The sequence below is a fragment of the Streptomyces antibioticus genome (assembly GCF_002019855.1).
Taxonomy (GTDB): domain Bacteria; phylum Actinomycetota; class Actinomycetes; order Streptomycetales; family Streptomycetaceae; genus Streptomyces; species Streptomyces antibioticus_B.
This window is the reverse complement of record NZ_CM007717.1, coordinates 3,360,451-3,374,033: the sequence shown is the minus strand read 5'-3', so window position 1 is coordinate 3,374,033 and position 13,583 is coordinate 3,360,451. Positions and strand designations below refer to the sequence as shown.

Below are 13,583 nucleotides of genomic sequence, written 5' to 3'. Positions count from 1 at the left end.
GTACATCATTCGGACCGTCAGCATGCGCGCCGCGAAGACAGTTGGGAAACTGACGAACGTGCACAGTCGCGGACATTTCCATCTGGAGGGTGAGGGGAAGCGCATGGATACTCCGGCGTTCGAGGAATTCGATCCCGAGAGTGACTGCGAATGCCCCGGATGCGTTCACTGGCGACGGGTGGCGCCCCGTGCCGGAACGGGCGGGACGGGCGGAATCGTCGGGCATCCGGCCGCCCACCGCACGCTCGTCGTCGCCGCGGCGAGCGCCGCGGCCCTCGGCGCCGGTCATGCCGTACCCGCCGTCGCAGCCCCGCACGCCCCGGCGCTGCCCGGCGTTCCCGCACGTGAGGAGCCCGACACCCCGCAGGGCACCGCCGCCCCGCTGCACGGGACGAGCGTCCCGCCGGGGAAGTCGGGGCAGTCGTCCGGGCCGGTCAAGACACCCCCGACGACCCGGGCCGACATCATCCGGCGGGCCAAGGAATGGGTCACGGCGAAAGTGCCGTACAGCATGACCGCCTACTGGTCCGACGGATACCGGCAGGACTGCTCGGGATACGTCTCGAAGGCGTGGAACCTGCCCGGGAACGAGTGGACGGGCAGTCTCGCGCAGTTCGGGACGCGTATTTCCAAGGAGGAACTCCAGCCCGGCGACATTCTGCTGTTCCACAATCCGTCCGACCCGCAGAAAGGCTCGCACGTCGTCATCTTCGGCGGCTGGACGGACTACACGCACACCTACTACACCGTCTACGAGCAGACCCGCCCGACCACCCGACGGCAGTCCACGCCCTACGCCTACTGGAGCCACTCCAGCAGTTACGTCCCCTACCGCTACAAGGGGGTCACGGCCGCCGACAGCTCCAAGGACGGCTCGGCGGCGGGCCCGGAGCCGGCCGACGGCGGCGGTACGGCGTACCCCGGCCGGGCGTCCTTCGGGCCGGGCGCCGACAACGCGCACGTCACCCGGCTCGGTCAACTCCTCGTCGCGCGCGGCGGTGCCCGTTTCTACACCTCGGGGCCCGGCCCGCGCTGGACCGACGCCGATCTGCGGGCCACCCGGGCGTTCCAGCAGGCGCAGGGGTGGACCGGTGCCGACGCCGACGGGCTGCCGGGCCCGGTGACCTGGTCCCTGCTGGTCACCGGGAAGGGCAAGAACATCCCGGCGGCGCAGGTCACGACCCCGACGGCCCCGGGTGCGGGAGGTCCGCCCGCCTCCACCCCGGCGCCGCAGGTCCCCGCCTTTCCCGGCCGGGCGCTGTTCCGGCCCGGCGCGAACAACGCCCATGTCACGCAGTTGGGGAAGCAGCTTGTGAAGAAAGGATTCGGCAGGTTCTACACGACGGGTCCGGGGCCGCGCTGGAGCGAGGCGGACCGGCGTGCCGTCGAGGCGTTCCAGCGAACCCAGGGCTGGCGGGGCGGCGCGGCGGACGGCTACCCGGGGCCGGAGACCTGGAGGCGCCTGTTCTCGTAGCCGCACCGGGGCGCCGGCCCTCACGCGACCGGCCCGCACGCGACCGGCTCGGACCCGGCCGGTCCTGGCTCGACCGGGCCCGACGTGACCGGGCCCGACGTGACCGGGCCCGACGTGACCGGTCCCGACCCGGCCGGTCCCGACCCGGCCGGTCCTCACTCACTTCACCGTCATGGCGTATCTGGCGCGGAGGCTGGAGGCACGCAATGAGCACGACCACCACTTCACACACCCCGGAGCCGGAGGGCACGGCGAACCCCCCGGCCGAGGAGCCGACCCCCACGGCCCCGCCGCTCGGTGCCGCCGAGTTCGCGGCGCCCCGTCCCACCCCCCGGCTCATCCAGAACGAGGCGACCACCGAGATCCCCGTGCATCTGCTGTTCCGCGACGAGGCCGAGCCGCGGACCGCGGCGATGGGGCCCGCCGTGGTGGGGAGCCGCGCCGGGACCGGGGAGCAGCCGAGGCTGCGCCGGCCGGGTCCGATGCGCCCGCGTCCGGCGGCCGAGGTGGACCCGGCGCTGGTGGAGCGCAGGGCGCGGGTGCTGCCCGGCGCGGTCGGGGTGCTGGCCGGGGCCTGCGGGGCGGCGGGGTGCCTGGCCACCTCGTGGTGGGCCGGGGTCCTGCCCCCGCTGGTGTCCGACGCGCTGCGGCTGCCGGTGCTGGCCGGCACCGGGCTGGGTCCGGCGCAGTGGGCGGCGTACGCGGGTGCCGGTGCCCTCGGGATGTTCGGCTTCGGCGGTCTGGCGCGCGGCCGGACCGGGCGGGCCTGGGTGCTCGGTCTGTTCGGCCGCTACCGGGGGACCGTGCGCCGCACCGGTCTGCTCTGGGTCAACCCGCTGCTGCTGCGCCGCCGGGTGGACGTCCGGCTGCGGCACTGGCGCAGCGAGCCGATGGCGGCGGCCGACGGCAGCGGGGTCGCGCTGCGGGTCGTCGTCCTGGTGGTGTGGCGGGTGCGGGACACCGCGCGGGCGACGCTCGGGGTGGAGGACCACGAGACGTATCTGCGGGAGTGCGTGGAGGCGGCGCTGGCCCGGATCCCGGTGGAGGCGCCGGGTTCGGGGCGCGGTTCGGTCGACGCGGCGGGCGAGGCGCTGACCCGGCGGGTGGCGCGGGAGGCCGGGGCGATCGGCCTGGAGGTGTACTCGGTGCAGCCGCTGCGGGTGGAGTACGCCCCGGAGGTCGCCGCCGCGATGCACCGCCGCCGGATCGCCGCGCTGGACGCCCAGCACCGGGCGACCGTGCTGACCTCGGTCGTCGACTCGGTGGAGGACACGGTGACCCGGCTGACCATGCGGGGGCTGGTGGAGCTGGACGACTACGAGCGCAAGGCGCTGGTGAAGGACCTGACCGTCGCCTTCTGCTCGGCGCGGGGGGAACAGGCGCCGTGACCGGACACCGGCGGCGCGTCACGTCAATGGCGCGATTCGATCGTGCGATTGGTATGGACATGTTCAAGGAACGGTCATAACCTCAGACTTGGTCTAGACCTGCATCAGCTCACAGAACTCCCAGAACTCCCCACGTTCTCCAGGAGCGGCAGCATGCGCACACGGACCAAGCTCTATGCCGCCGTGCTCGGCCTCGCCACCACGGGAGCCTTCGTGCTCTCGTCCGGCGGCGCCAGCAGCCACGGCTACACCGACCTGCCCATCAGCAGGCAGAAACTCTGTCAGAACGGCACCGTCGCCAACTGCGGCGACATCCAGTGGGAGCCGCAGAGCGTCGAGGGCCCGAAGGGCTTCCCGGCGTCCGGCGCGGCCGACGGACAACTGTGTTCCGGGAACAACACCCGGTTCGCCCAGCTCGACCGCCCGAAGGCCCCGAACGGCGGGGCGTGGCCGGCCACCAAGGTGAACGGCGGGCAGAGCTACACCTTCCGCTGGCAGTTCACCGCCATGCACGCGACGACCGACTTCAAGTACTACGTGACCAAGGCGGGCTGGAACCAGAACCACAACCTGGCCCGCTCCGACCTCAACCTCACACCGTTCCTGACCGTGCCCTACAACGGTCAGCGGCCCCCTTCCACCCTCTCGCACAGCGGCACTCTGCCGTCCGGGCTCAGCGGCCGGCACGTGATCCTCGCGGTGTGGACGATCGCCGACACGACCAACGCGTTCTACGCCTGCTCGGACGTCACCTTCTGATCGCCGCGTTCCGCCCCTGAGAGGGCAGACTCCGTGGGCACCGTGCCGGACCCCACCCGCGCACGGCGCCCACGGATCCTCCGGTGCGCGCCGGACTTCTGAGCTTCCCTTGAGGCGGACCCCCGGGCGGGTTGGGTACGGTCCCTGCACGCCGGCCGGCCAGGCCGCGCGGGGGTGTCTCGGGGGGAAACCGTGGAAGCAGTGTTCACCGTCGTGCCGTTGCTCATGATCGCCTTCGCGCTCGTGGGCGTGTACGCGGTCGTCAACCGGTCCCGGCGGGTCAGCCGGGCCTGGAACAGCGGCCTGACCGCCGAGGCGCGCTGTCTGCGCACGTACACGACGACCAGCGGCGGCGGCGACAGGATGGTGCGCACGACCCTGCACCACGTCTACGAGTTCGCCACCCGGGACGGCCGTGCCGTGCGCTTCGAGGAGACGGGCGGGCCGGGCACGATCCTCGAAGGGGACGTCGTCACCGTCCACTACACGGCGGAGAACCCCGAGCACGCGACGGCCAGGCGGCCCGCGCCCGGGAGGCTGTTCGCCGAGTCGGGGTGCGTGCTGGTCTTCCTCGGCGGCTTCATCGCGTTCTGCGTCGTCTTCCTGGTCACCGCGCACCTGGTCATCGGCGAGGTCGACAAGCTCATGCCGTGACGCGGCGCCGGTATGCCGAAGGGCCCCTCGTGATCCACGAGGGGCCCTTCTTCTGTGCGCCGCCAGGGACTCGAACCCCGGACCCGCTGATTAAGAGTCAGCTGCTCTAACCAACTGAGCTAGCGGCGCATGACTCCCGCCGTCCGCGTTCCGCGGCCGACGACAGAGAAAATACTACCTGGTCCGCGCGGGTGCTTCCGACCACCGCCGACCATCGCCGGGCACCGCCTCAGATGGCGAGGGAGAGCAGCACCGGGGTCGCGTTCCTGTTCAGGGCGTCGGCGGCCTGGCGCAGACGGTGGGCGTGGGCGACGGGCAGGGAGAGGGCCAGGCAGCCCACCGAGGAGCCGGCGGTGATCGGGACGGCCGCGCAGACCGTGCCCACCGCGTACTCCTGGAGGTCGAGCACCGGGACCGTGGGCGGCTGCGCCTCCAGCCGGGACAGCAGCAGTTTGTCGCTGGTGATGGTGCGCGAGGTCAGGCGCGCCATCTTGTACCGGGAGAGATGGTCGCGCCGGCCGTTGTGGTCGAGCTGGCCGAGCAGGCTCTTGCCGAGCGCGGTGGCGTGCGCGGAGGAGCGGAAGTCGAACCACTCGTTGACGGCCGGGGTGGCGGGGCCCGCGGCGTACTGGTCGACGGTGATCTCGCCGTCCACGTACCGGCTGACGTAGACGGCGGCGCCGATCGAGTCCCGCAGCCGGTCCAGGGTGTGCTGGACGGTCTCGCGCAGGGCCTGCCGGTGTCCCTCGGCGGAGCCCAGGCGGGCGAGCGCGGCGCCGGTGACATAGGCGCCGTCGGCGACCTGCTCGACGTAGCCCTCGCGGCGGAGCATGCGCAGCAGGGGCGTCAGCCGGTCCGCGCCGAGGCCGGTCCTGCGGGCCAGCTCGCCGGCCGTGACGCCGGTGGTGTGCCGTGCCACCGTCTCCAGCACGCGCAGGGCTTCCTGAGCCGAGTGGTAGGGCGCGGTCGGCTCGTGCTTGAGCGCCACGGTGGGTCCCCCCTGGTCGCTTTCCGGCCTGATCCTGTTCCGGCGTGATCCTGACTGTGATCCTTGCTGGCGAATCATTTCCACGATAACGGCCAAGGGGCCCGTGCGGAGGGGTTGTTGACGAGAATCCGTTCCTGTCCGGGACCTCTCAACTGCGGAACCGGCCCGCTGGCATATGCCCGGGGCATCTCCCGTCGCCGGGAGCTGGGACTCTCAGAGCACCGCGCCCAGGAACTCCCGGGTCCGCTCCTCCTCCGGATCGTTGAAGATCTTCTCCGGCGGACCCGACTCCACGATCCGCCCCGCGTCGAACATCAGTACGTGATCCGATATGTCTCGGGCGAAATTCATCTCGTGGGTCACACAGAGCATCGTGATGTCGGTGCTGCGCGCGATGTCCCTGAGCAGATCCAGCACCCCCGCGACCAGTTCGGGGTCGAGGGCCGAGGTCACCTCGTCGAGCAGCAGCACCTGCGGCCGCATCGCCAGCGCCCGCGCGATCGCCACCCGCTGCTGCTGGCCGCCCGACAGCCGGGACGGCCGCGCGTCGCACTTGTCGGACAGCCCGACCAGTTCCAGCAGTTCGCGGGCCCGCTCCTCCGCCTCGTCCTTCGACAGCCCGAGGACCGTGGTCGGCGCCTCGGTGAGGTTTCTGAGCACGCTCATGTTCGGGAACAGGTTGAACTGCTGGAACACCATCCCGATCTTCCGGCGCACCGTCCGGACCTGCCGCTCCGGCGCCGGGAACAGCGCCTCCCCGTCGACGGTGATCGTCCCCTCGTCGGGCTTCGTGAGGGTCATCAGCATCCGCAGGATGGTCGTCTTCCCGGACCCGGACGGGCCGATGAGGGTGACGTGCTCGCCGGGCTTCACGGAGAAGTCCAGACCGTCGAGGACCGTCTGGTCCCCGAAACGCTTGGTGACACGGGTGAATTCAACGGACAAGGCGACGCTCCAGGGTGCGCAGAAGGACGGAGGCGAGGAAGGAGATGACGATGAAGGCCACGCCGATCACGGTGAGGGGCTCGGTGAACCGGAAGCTCGCCTGCGAGAACAGCCGCGCCCGGCCGAGCATCTCCAGCACGGTGATCGCCATCAGCATCGGCGTGTCCTTGAGCATGGCGATGACGTAGTTGCCGAGCGCCGGCACCACCCTGCGGACCGCCTGCGGCAGGATCACCGCACGCCAGGTCCGCGCCCTCGACAGGTTCAGCGCGATCGCCGCCTCCCACTGCCCCGGCGGCACGCCCTCGATACCGGCCCGGTAGACCTGCATGGTGTACGTCGAGTAGTGCAGCCCGATCGCCATCACACCGGTGGTCATCGCGGACAGGGTCAGCCCCCACTCCGGCAGCACGTAGAAGAGGAAGAACAACTGCACCAGCAGCGGGGTGTCCCGGACGAACTCGGTGACGGTCCCCACCGGCCAGCGCACCCACCGGGTCGGCGCCCGCATCAGCAGCGCCCACACCAGGCCCAGCGTGAACGCGATCAGCGACCCGACGGCCAGCGCCTGGAGCGTGACGACGAGCCCGTCCCGGAAGAGGGGCATGAAGTCGCGTACGGCGTCCCAGTCCCAGTTCATCGCAGCCCCGCCTTCAGCCGTGTCTCCAGACCGCGCATCAGCCGGGTGAGCAGGAACGCGATCACGAAGTAGATGAGCAGCACGTACGTGTAGATCTCGGCGCTCTCCTGGAGCGCGAGGCGCACCAGGTTGCCGCTGAACGCCAGGTCGCCCATGCCCATCACCGACACCAGCGCGGTGCCCTTGAGCAGCTCGACCAGGAGGTTCGAGAACGGCGGGATCATCTCCGGCACCGCCTGCGGCAGCAGGATCCGGCGCAGCCGCTGGCCGGGGGTGAAGCCGAGCGCGATCCCGCCCTCGTTCTGCGCCGGGTCGACGGCGAGCAGCGCGCCGCGCACGATCTCCGCGCCGTACGCCCCGTAGGTCAGGCCGAGGGCCAGGGTGCCCGCCCACAGCGGGACGAGCTGCCAGCCGAAGGCGGGCGGCAGCACGAAGAACACCCAGAAGATCATCACGAGGGCCGAGGTCCCGCGGAACACCTCGGTGTAGAAGCCCGCGAGGAAGCGGACCGCCCACCACCGGTGGACGCGCCCGATCCCGGCCACGAAGGCCACGGCGGCGCCGAGCAGCGCGCTGAGCACCAGGAGCTGGACGGTCGTCCAGACCCCGGTGAGCACCAGCTCCCAGAGTCCTGTCGTCATCCGCCGCACAGCTCCTTCGCGGTCAGGTCCGTCATCTCGGCCTCGGTGAACCCGAAGGGCCGCAGGATCCGGAACAGTTCGCCGCTCTTCTTCAGCTTGTGCAGCTCGGTGTTGAAGGCGTCCCGCAGCCGGGTCTCGGTCGGCCGGAACGCGAACGCGCCGCCGTCGACGTGCGGTCGGCCGTCGACGAGCGGGGTGAACGGCTTCGTCGCCTCGGCCTTCGCCGACTTCTTCACGACCTCGCGGGCGGTCAGGGCCGTCCCGGCGAACACGTCGGCCCGGCCGGCCTCCACCGCGTTCAGCCCGGCGACCTGGTCCGGCACGATCAGGATGTCCTTCTCCGGATACCCCGCCTCCACGGCGTACTGGATCTCGGCGTACCCGGTGCCGGTCGCGAACCGGGCCTTTTTCGCCACCACGTCCCGGTAGTCGCGCAGCCCCATCGGGTTGCCCTTGCGGACGATGAACGCGTCCAGCATCTGGTAGTCCGGGTCGGCGAAGATCACCTGCGCGCAGCGGTCCGGATTGACGTACATACCGGCCGCCACGACGTCGAACTGCTGGGAGTTCAGGCCCGGTACGAGCGAGCCGAACTCGGTGGGCACGGGCTGCACCCGGTCCACCCCGAGCCGCTTGAAGATCACCCGGCCCAGCTCGGGCGCCTCGCCGGTGAGCCGCCCGTCCCGGTCGATGTAGCCGAACGGGATCTCGCCGGCGATGCCGAGCCGGACGACTCCGGCCGCCCGCAGCCGCTCCAGCAGGTCACCGCCGTCGGAGGAGGCGGTCGCCACCCGGGAGCAGCCCACCGCCCCCGCCGCGCCGAGCGCCGCCACCCCCGCGAGCAGCGATCGGCGGGTGGTGGTGGCGGGTGGGCGGGTCGTGGCGGATATGGGGTCTCTGGGGTCTCTGCGGTCTCTGGGATGTCCGGTGGGTCGAGCCATGGCGGCGCGGCTACCCGGGTGCCGGCCGGTTATGCGGGGGCGTTCTGTGAGGGGAGTGTGGGGAGGAGGAGCACGTCCGTCACCGGCCGGGCACGTACCCCAGCGCCTTGTCGACGACGTTCTTCAGCGGCCGTCCCGCCGCCCACCGCTCGAACAGGTCCACGAACTGCGCGCCGAGTTCGTCGTGCCGGCCGACCGCGGTGCCGCCCATGTGCGGGGACACCAGCAGGCCCGGCACCCGCCACAACGGGCTGTCCGGCGGCAGCGGCTCGGTGGCCGCGACGTCCACCGCGGCGCCCGCGATCCAGCGGCTGCGCACCGCCCGGACCAGGGCGTCCTCCACGACCAGCCCGCCCCGGCCGACGTTCACGAACCGTGCCGAGGGCTGCATCACCCCGAACCGCCGCACGTCGAACATGCCGGCCGTCCGCTCGGTGAGCGGCGCGGCCGCGATCACCCAGTCGGCGCGGGCGAGCAGCCGGTCGAGGTCGTCGGGGCCGTGGATGCCGGTGCGCGCGACCCGTCCGACGAGCGCGGTGGTCAGACCGAGCGCCTTGAGGGACCGGGCGACCGCCCGGCCGACCGGTCCCGACCCGACGACCACGGCCCGGCCGCCGGCCACCCGCGGGGTCTCCCGGGGCCGCCACTCGCCGCGCCGCTGCGCCTCCCAGGTGCCGGGCAGGTCCTTCGCCATCGCCAGGACCAGGGCGGCCACGTACTCGGCGACCGGCTCCTCGAAGAGACCGCGCGCGGTCGTCACCACCGTGTCGGACGCGGCCAGTTCCGGGCACAGCACCCGCTCCGCGCCCGCGCTCGCCGTGTGCACCCAGCCCGGCCGCGGCCCCTCACCCGGCCAGGCGGCCCGTACGGCGTCCGAGGCGGCGTCCCACACCAGCAGCGCGTCGGCCTCCGGCAGCCGGGCGGCGAGGGTGGTGCCGTCGGCGTGGAGCACCCGCACCCGGCCGGTGAGCCGGCCGAGCCGGGGGAGGGGATCGGCGTCGAGGACGAGGAGCGTGGGGACGACGGCCATCCGGAGCCTTTCGTGACCAGGGCCGACCACGCTCGCAGCCCGGCCCGGCGCCGTCAACACGCCGTGACAGGGCCTGACGGCCGGACAGGTGACGTGCGGGGCGCGGTGCGCCGCGTCGGCTGGGTACCCGGGTACTGCCGGAAACAAGAGCAGCAGCAGGAAGGCTGGACATGACCGCACTCGGATTCCTCTCCCCGGGCCCCTCGGCCGCGGACGACTACCCCCGTATCGAGCAGCTTCTGGGCAGCGACATCCGGCTCGACCTGGTCCGCACGGACCGGCCGGCCGAGGGCGTGGAGCAACTGCGCCTCGCGGGTGTGGAGGCCGTCGTGTGGGTCTGCGCGGACGAGGGCGTCGCCCCGGACCCGGACACCGCCCGGAACCGGCTGCGCGACCTGGCCACGACCGCCGGGACCCCGGCCTCGTCCACGCCCTTCGCGTTCGTGCGCGCGGCCCGGGAGATCGACGCGACGACGGTCGCGGTGAGCGCGTCCGGCACACCGCAGGAGACGGCCCGCTTCGCGGAGTTCCTGCGGGCGGGGGGACTTGAGGTCGTGGGGGACACGGGTGCCGGCCCGGCGGGGGCGGCAGGCGGGGGCGAGACGGCCGACGGGGGCGAGACGGCCGACGGGGGCGAGACGGCCGAGGGGGACGAGGAGGCAGGCGGGGACGAGGAGGCCGCCCTGCTCGCCCTCGCGCGGGCCGCCGACGATCCCCGGGCCCGGGCGGTGCTGCTCCCCGACCCCGACCTGTCCACGGCCGCGCATCTGCCCGCCCTGGAGGCCGCGCTGGGCAAGCCGGTGCTCACCGCGAGCCAGGTCGCCGTCTGGGAGGCGCTGCGGCTGACCGACCGGCGGGTGCACGCGCCGGAACTGGGGGCGCTGTTCACCCGGGAGCCGATCGTGCAGGTGTGAGACACCGGGGGACGGCACGGGGCTCGCGGGAATAAACGGGGACACCCTCCTGTTACGGCGCGTTGGACACCGTAGGCCCCGAGAGCAGGAGGACCCCGTGGCGGCAGACGAGACGGCGGCGGACGCGACCGCGACGGACGGCCCCGCGGCAGACGGTCCCGCGACGGACGAGACCGCGGCGGACGGGATCCGCGGCACCGCGCACGGCACCGCGCCCGCGCCCCTGTCCGTCCTCGACCTGGTCACCGTCGGCTCCGGACACACCGCCACCGACGCCCTGCGCACCAGCGTCGACCTGGCCCGGTTCACCGAGTCCCGCGGCTTCCACCGCTACTGGGTCGCCGAGCACCACTCGATGCCCGGTGTCGCCTCCTCCTCGCCCGCGGTGATCCTCGCCCATCTCGCCGCCCACACCGAGCGCATCCGGCTCGGCTCGGGCGGCGTCATGCTGCCCAACCACGCCCCTCTGGTCATCGCGGAGCAGTTCGGCACCCTGGAGGCGCTCGCCCCGCACCGCGTCGACCTGGGCCTGGGCCGCGCCCCCGGCACCGACGGGGCGACCGCCGCCGCCCTGCGCCGCGCCGACGGACCGCCCGAGGGCGCTGACGACTTCCCCGAGCAACTCGCCGAGCTGACCCGGTTCCTGGACGACGACTTCCCCGCCGGCCACCCCTACGCCCGGATCCACGCCGTGCCGGGACCGGTGCAGGCGACCGCCCCGGGCGGGGTGCAGTCCCGGCACCGCCCGCCGGTCTGGCTGCTCGGCTCCTCCGGTTTCAGCGCCCGTCTGGCCGGACTGCTCGGGCTGCCCTTCGCCTTCGCGCACCACTTCTCCGCGCAGAACACGATCCCGGCGCTCGACCTGTACCGGGAGTCCTTCCGGCCCTCCGCGGCGCTCGCCGAGCCGTACGCCCTGATCGGGGTCTCCGTGCTGGCCGCCGACGACGCGCGCGAGGCCCGCCGCCAGGTGCTGGCGACCGGCCTCAACATGGTCCGGCTGCGCACCGGACGCCCGGGGCTGTTCCCCTCCCCGGAGGAGACCGAGGCCCATGTGTTCACCGAGCTGGAGCGGGAGTTCGTCGACTCCTGGGCGGCGAACATCGTCCACGGCACCGCCGACGAGGTCCGCTCCGGTCTCGACGACCTCCACAAGCGCACCGGCGCCGACGAGCTGATGCTCACCAGCCACGCCCACCGGGGCGAGTTGAGGCTGCGCTCCTACGAACTCGTCGCCGACGCCTACGGGTTGCCGACCGCGTAGGGCGCCGCGCCCAGCAGCAGTTCGGAGATGCGGTCCGGCGGCACCGGACGGGAGTACAGCCAGCCCTGTCCGGTGTCGCAGCCGATGCTGCGCAGCCGGGTGGCCTGCGCGGAGGTCTCCACGCACTCGGCGGTGACGGTCAGTCCGAGCCGGTGGGCGAGGTCGATCATCGCCGCGACGACCACCTCGTCGGCCGGGTTCGGCGCGGCGCCCGTCCCCTCGTACTGGAAACCGCGCACGAACGACCCGTCGAGCTTGAGCACCGACACCGGCAGCCGGCTGAGGTAGGCGAGGTTGGAGTAGCCGGTCCCGAAGTCGTCGATGGCGATGTGCACGCCCATGTCGCTGAGCGCCTGGAGGGCCTGGAGCGGGCGGCCCGCCGAGCCCATCACGGCCGACTCGGTCAGTTCGAGCTGGAGCAGATGCGGGGGCAGCCCCGTCTCCGCGAGGATCTCCGCCACGTCCGCGACCAGATCGGAGTCCCAGACCTGACGGACCGCCACGTTGACGCTGACGAACAGCGGCGGCTCGTCCGGGTTGTCGAGCTGCCAGCGGCGGGCCTGCCGGCAGGCGGTGGCCAGAACCCAGCGGCCGAGCGGCACGATCGAGCCGTCCTCCTCGGCGAGGGCGACGAACCGATTCGGCGGCAGCAGTCCGAACCGGGGGTGGTCCCAGCGCACCAGGGCCTCCACCCCGCGCAGCCGGCCGTCCGCCATGCCCACCAGCGGCTGGTAGTCGAGCCGGAACTCACCGCGCTCGATGGCGGGCCGCAGGGTCGAGGCGAGCGCCTGGCGGGTCATCAGATGGGCGTTGCGCTCCGGGTCGAACAGCGTCCAGCGGTCCTTGCCGTCCACCTTCGCCCAGTACAGCGTGGTGTCGGCGGCCTGCATCAGCCCGGTCGCGGTGGTGCCGGCCGCGTGCCGTTCGACGACCCCGATCGACGCGGAGACGTTGATCCGCTGCCCGGTCAGGTCGAACGGCGCCTGGAGCGCCTTCAGTACGGACTCGGCGAGGTCGGCGAGCTGCTCGGTGCCGGTGGAGTCCTCCACCAGCAGCGCGAACTCGTCCCCGCCGAGCCGGGCCACCAGCGGTACGCTCGGCCGGTTGCGGCCGGCCTCCTTGGCGCACTCCGTCAGCCGCTCGGCGACGGCGGCCAGCAACCGGTCGCCGACCCGGTGGCCGAGGGTGTCGTTGACCGCCTTGAAGCCGTCCAGGTCCAGATAGCACAGGCCGATCCGGCCGGTCCCGCCCTGTTCGTACGACTCCGCCTCCAGCGCCGCCGTCACCCGCTCGAAGAACAGTGTGCGGTTGGGCAGCCGGGTCACCGGATCGTGCATCTGGAGGTGCCGCAGCCGCGCCTGGAGATCACGGCGGGCGCTGATGTCGGCCACCGACAGCAGCACACCGGGCGTGCGGTCGTCCAGCGGGGAGACGGTGATCCGGGCCCACAGGGTGCGCCCGTCGGGGTGCTTGAGCCGCCGGGTGCAGCGCAGCCGGGCCTGCCGGCCGCCCAGTACCTCACGGTAGGCGTGCCAGGTGCGGGCGTCGGAGGCGAGGTCCAGCAGATCGGCGGCGACCCGCCCGGCCAGAGCGGCCGTCGCGGCACCGAGCAGCTCGCCGAGCGCGTCGTTGGCGTCGACCACCGCGCCCTCGCGGTCCACGAGCGCCATGGCGAGCGGGGCGGTCGCGAAGACGGACCGGTAGGCCGCGCCGTTCGCCCTCTTCGTCTTTCCCGCCTCCGGTGCTCCCCGCGCGCCTCCCGTACCAGTGGCAGTCTCGTTGTCACTCTCTGTGACGGCTGACCGGTCGAGGTCTGCCGCGGGCGTCGGCCCTTCGGACGTTCCGCTCACCGCTCGCTCCCGCAGTGCACTCGATCTCTGTCCGCGCAGGAAAGTGTGCCGATCATAGAGGCTGCCCCCGGACCCGCGCAGCCACTGTCCAGTGTCCC

13 protein-coding genes and 1 tRNA gene are annotated in these 13,583 nt (G+C 72.7%); 6 read left to right on the top strand and 8 right to left on the bottom strand.

Annotation, left to right across the window (positions count from 1 at the left end; all coding sequences use genetic code 11):
- Window positions 1-103: 103 nt before the first annotated feature.
- The 4 genes from AFM16_RS14940 (at window position 104) to AFM16_RS14925 (ending at window position 4,275) form a co-directional block, all read left to right on the top strand.
- Entirely contained in the window at window positions 104-1,474 is a 1,371-nt protein-coding gene (locus tag AFM16_RS14940; RefSeq protein WP_078633611.1) for a peptidoglycan-binding protein, read from the top strand.
- Window positions 1,475-1,680: 206 nt separating this feature from the next.
- Window positions 1,681-2,862 carry an SPFH domain-containing protein gene (locus AFM16_RS14935; RefSeq protein ID WP_030780088.1) on the top strand — a complete coding sequence of 394 codons (1,182 nt, stop codon included), beginning with the start codon at window positions 1,681-1,683 and terminating at the stop codon, window positions 2,860-2,862.
- Between the two features lie 153 nt (window positions 2,863-3,015).
- On the top strand, window positions 3,016-3,621 hold the full coding sequence (locus AFM16_RS14930; protein ID WP_030780086.1) for a lytic polysaccharide monooxygenase auxiliary activity family 9 protein: 606 nt from the start codon (window positions 3,016-3,018) through the stop codon (window positions 3,619-3,621).
- Window positions 3,622-3,813: 192 nt separating this feature from the next.
- On the top strand, window positions 3,814-4,275 hold the full coding sequence (locus AFM16_RS14925; protein ID WP_078633610.1) for a DUF3592 domain-containing protein: 462 nt from the start codon (window positions 3,814-3,816) through the stop codon (window positions 4,273-4,275).
- A 55-nt stretch (window positions 4,276-4,330) separates the two neighbouring features.
- Here AFM16_RS14925 and AFM16_RS14920 read toward each other — a convergent pair.
- From AFM16_RS14920 to AFM16_RS14890, 7 genes are all read right to left on the bottom strand, one after another.
- Window positions 4,331-4,404 (bottom strand) — tRNA-Lys (locus AFM16_RS14920).
- A gap of 100 nt (window positions 4,405-4,504) precedes the next feature.
- Window positions 4,505-5,263 carry an IclR family transcriptional regulator gene (locus tag AFM16_RS14915; protein ID WP_078633609.1) on the bottom strand — a complete coding sequence of 253 codons (759 nt, stop codon included), beginning with the start codon at window positions 5,261-5,263 and terminating at the stop codon, window positions 4,505-4,507.
- A gap of 213 nt (window positions 5,264-5,476) precedes the next feature.
- On the bottom strand, window positions 5,477-6,208 hold the full coding sequence (gene ehuA / locus AFM16_RS14910) for an ectoine/hydroxyectoine ABC transporter ATP-binding protein EhuA (protein ID WP_030780077.1): 732 nt from the start codon (window positions 6,206-6,208) through the stop codon (window positions 5,477-5,479).
- Window positions 6,198-6,848, bottom strand: coding sequence for an ectoine/hydroxyectoine ABC transporter permease subunit EhuD (gene ehuD / locus AFM16_RS14905; RefSeq protein WP_030780074.1), 651 nt, complete (start codon window positions 6,846-6,848; stop codon window positions 6,198-6,200). Before ehuD ends, ehuA begins: the two co-directional genes overlap by 11 nt.
- Window positions 6,845-7,489, bottom strand: a complete 645-nt coding sequence (gene ehuC / locus AFM16_RS14900; protein ID WP_051780038.1) for an ectoine/hydroxyectoine ABC transporter permease subunit EhuC — start codon at window positions 7,487-7,489, stop codon at window positions 6,845-6,847. Before ehuC ends, ehuD begins: the two co-directional genes overlap by 4 nt.
- The gene (ehuB, locus tag AFM16_RS14895) at window positions 7,486-8,322 is read right to left on the bottom strand and encodes an ectoine/hydroxyectoine ABC transporter substrate-binding protein EhuB (protein WP_245177975.1); all 837 of its coding nucleotides are present in this window, start codon (window positions 8,320-8,322) and stop codon (window positions 7,486-7,488) included. Before ehuB ends, ehuC begins: the two co-directional genes overlap by 4 nt.
- Before the next feature lie 187 nt (window positions 8,323-8,509).
- Window positions 8,510-9,460 (bottom strand): D-2-hydroxyacid dehydrogenase, encoded by a 951-nt coding sequence (locus AFM16_RS14890; RefSeq protein WP_078633607.1) that lies wholly within the window; start codon window positions 9,458-9,460, stop codon window positions 8,510-8,512.
- A gap of 170 nt (window positions 9,461-9,630) precedes the next feature.
- Here AFM16_RS14890 and AFM16_RS14885 point away from each other — a divergent pair, with 170 nt between their 5' ends.
- Together AFM16_RS14885 and AFM16_RS14880 are read left to right on the top strand one after the other, a co-directional pair.
- Window positions 9,631-10,374, top strand: coding sequence for a decarboxylase (locus tag AFM16_RS14885; RefSeq protein ID WP_078633606.1), 744 nt, complete (start codon window positions 9,631-9,633; stop codon window positions 10,372-10,374).
- A 97-nt stretch (window positions 10,375-10,471) separates the two neighbouring features.
- Window positions 10,472-11,635: an LLM class flavin-dependent oxidoreductase gene (locus AFM16_RS14880; protein ID WP_078633605.1), complete on the top strand. Its 1,164-nt coding sequence runs from the start codon at window positions 10,472-10,474 to the stop codon at window positions 11,633-11,635.
- On the opposite strand, the gene AFM16_RS14875 is transcribed toward AFM16_RS14880, so the two are convergent.
- A complete protein-coding gene (locus AFM16_RS14875; RefSeq protein ID WP_078633604.1) occupies window positions 11,614-13,485 on the bottom strand; it encodes a putative bifunctional diguanylate cyclase/phosphodiesterase in 1,872 nt (623 codons plus the stop codon). The two genes, AFM16_RS14880 and AFM16_RS14875, sit on opposite strands and share 22 nt — an antisense overlap.
- Between the last annotated feature and the right edge of the window lie 98 nt (window positions 13,486-13,583).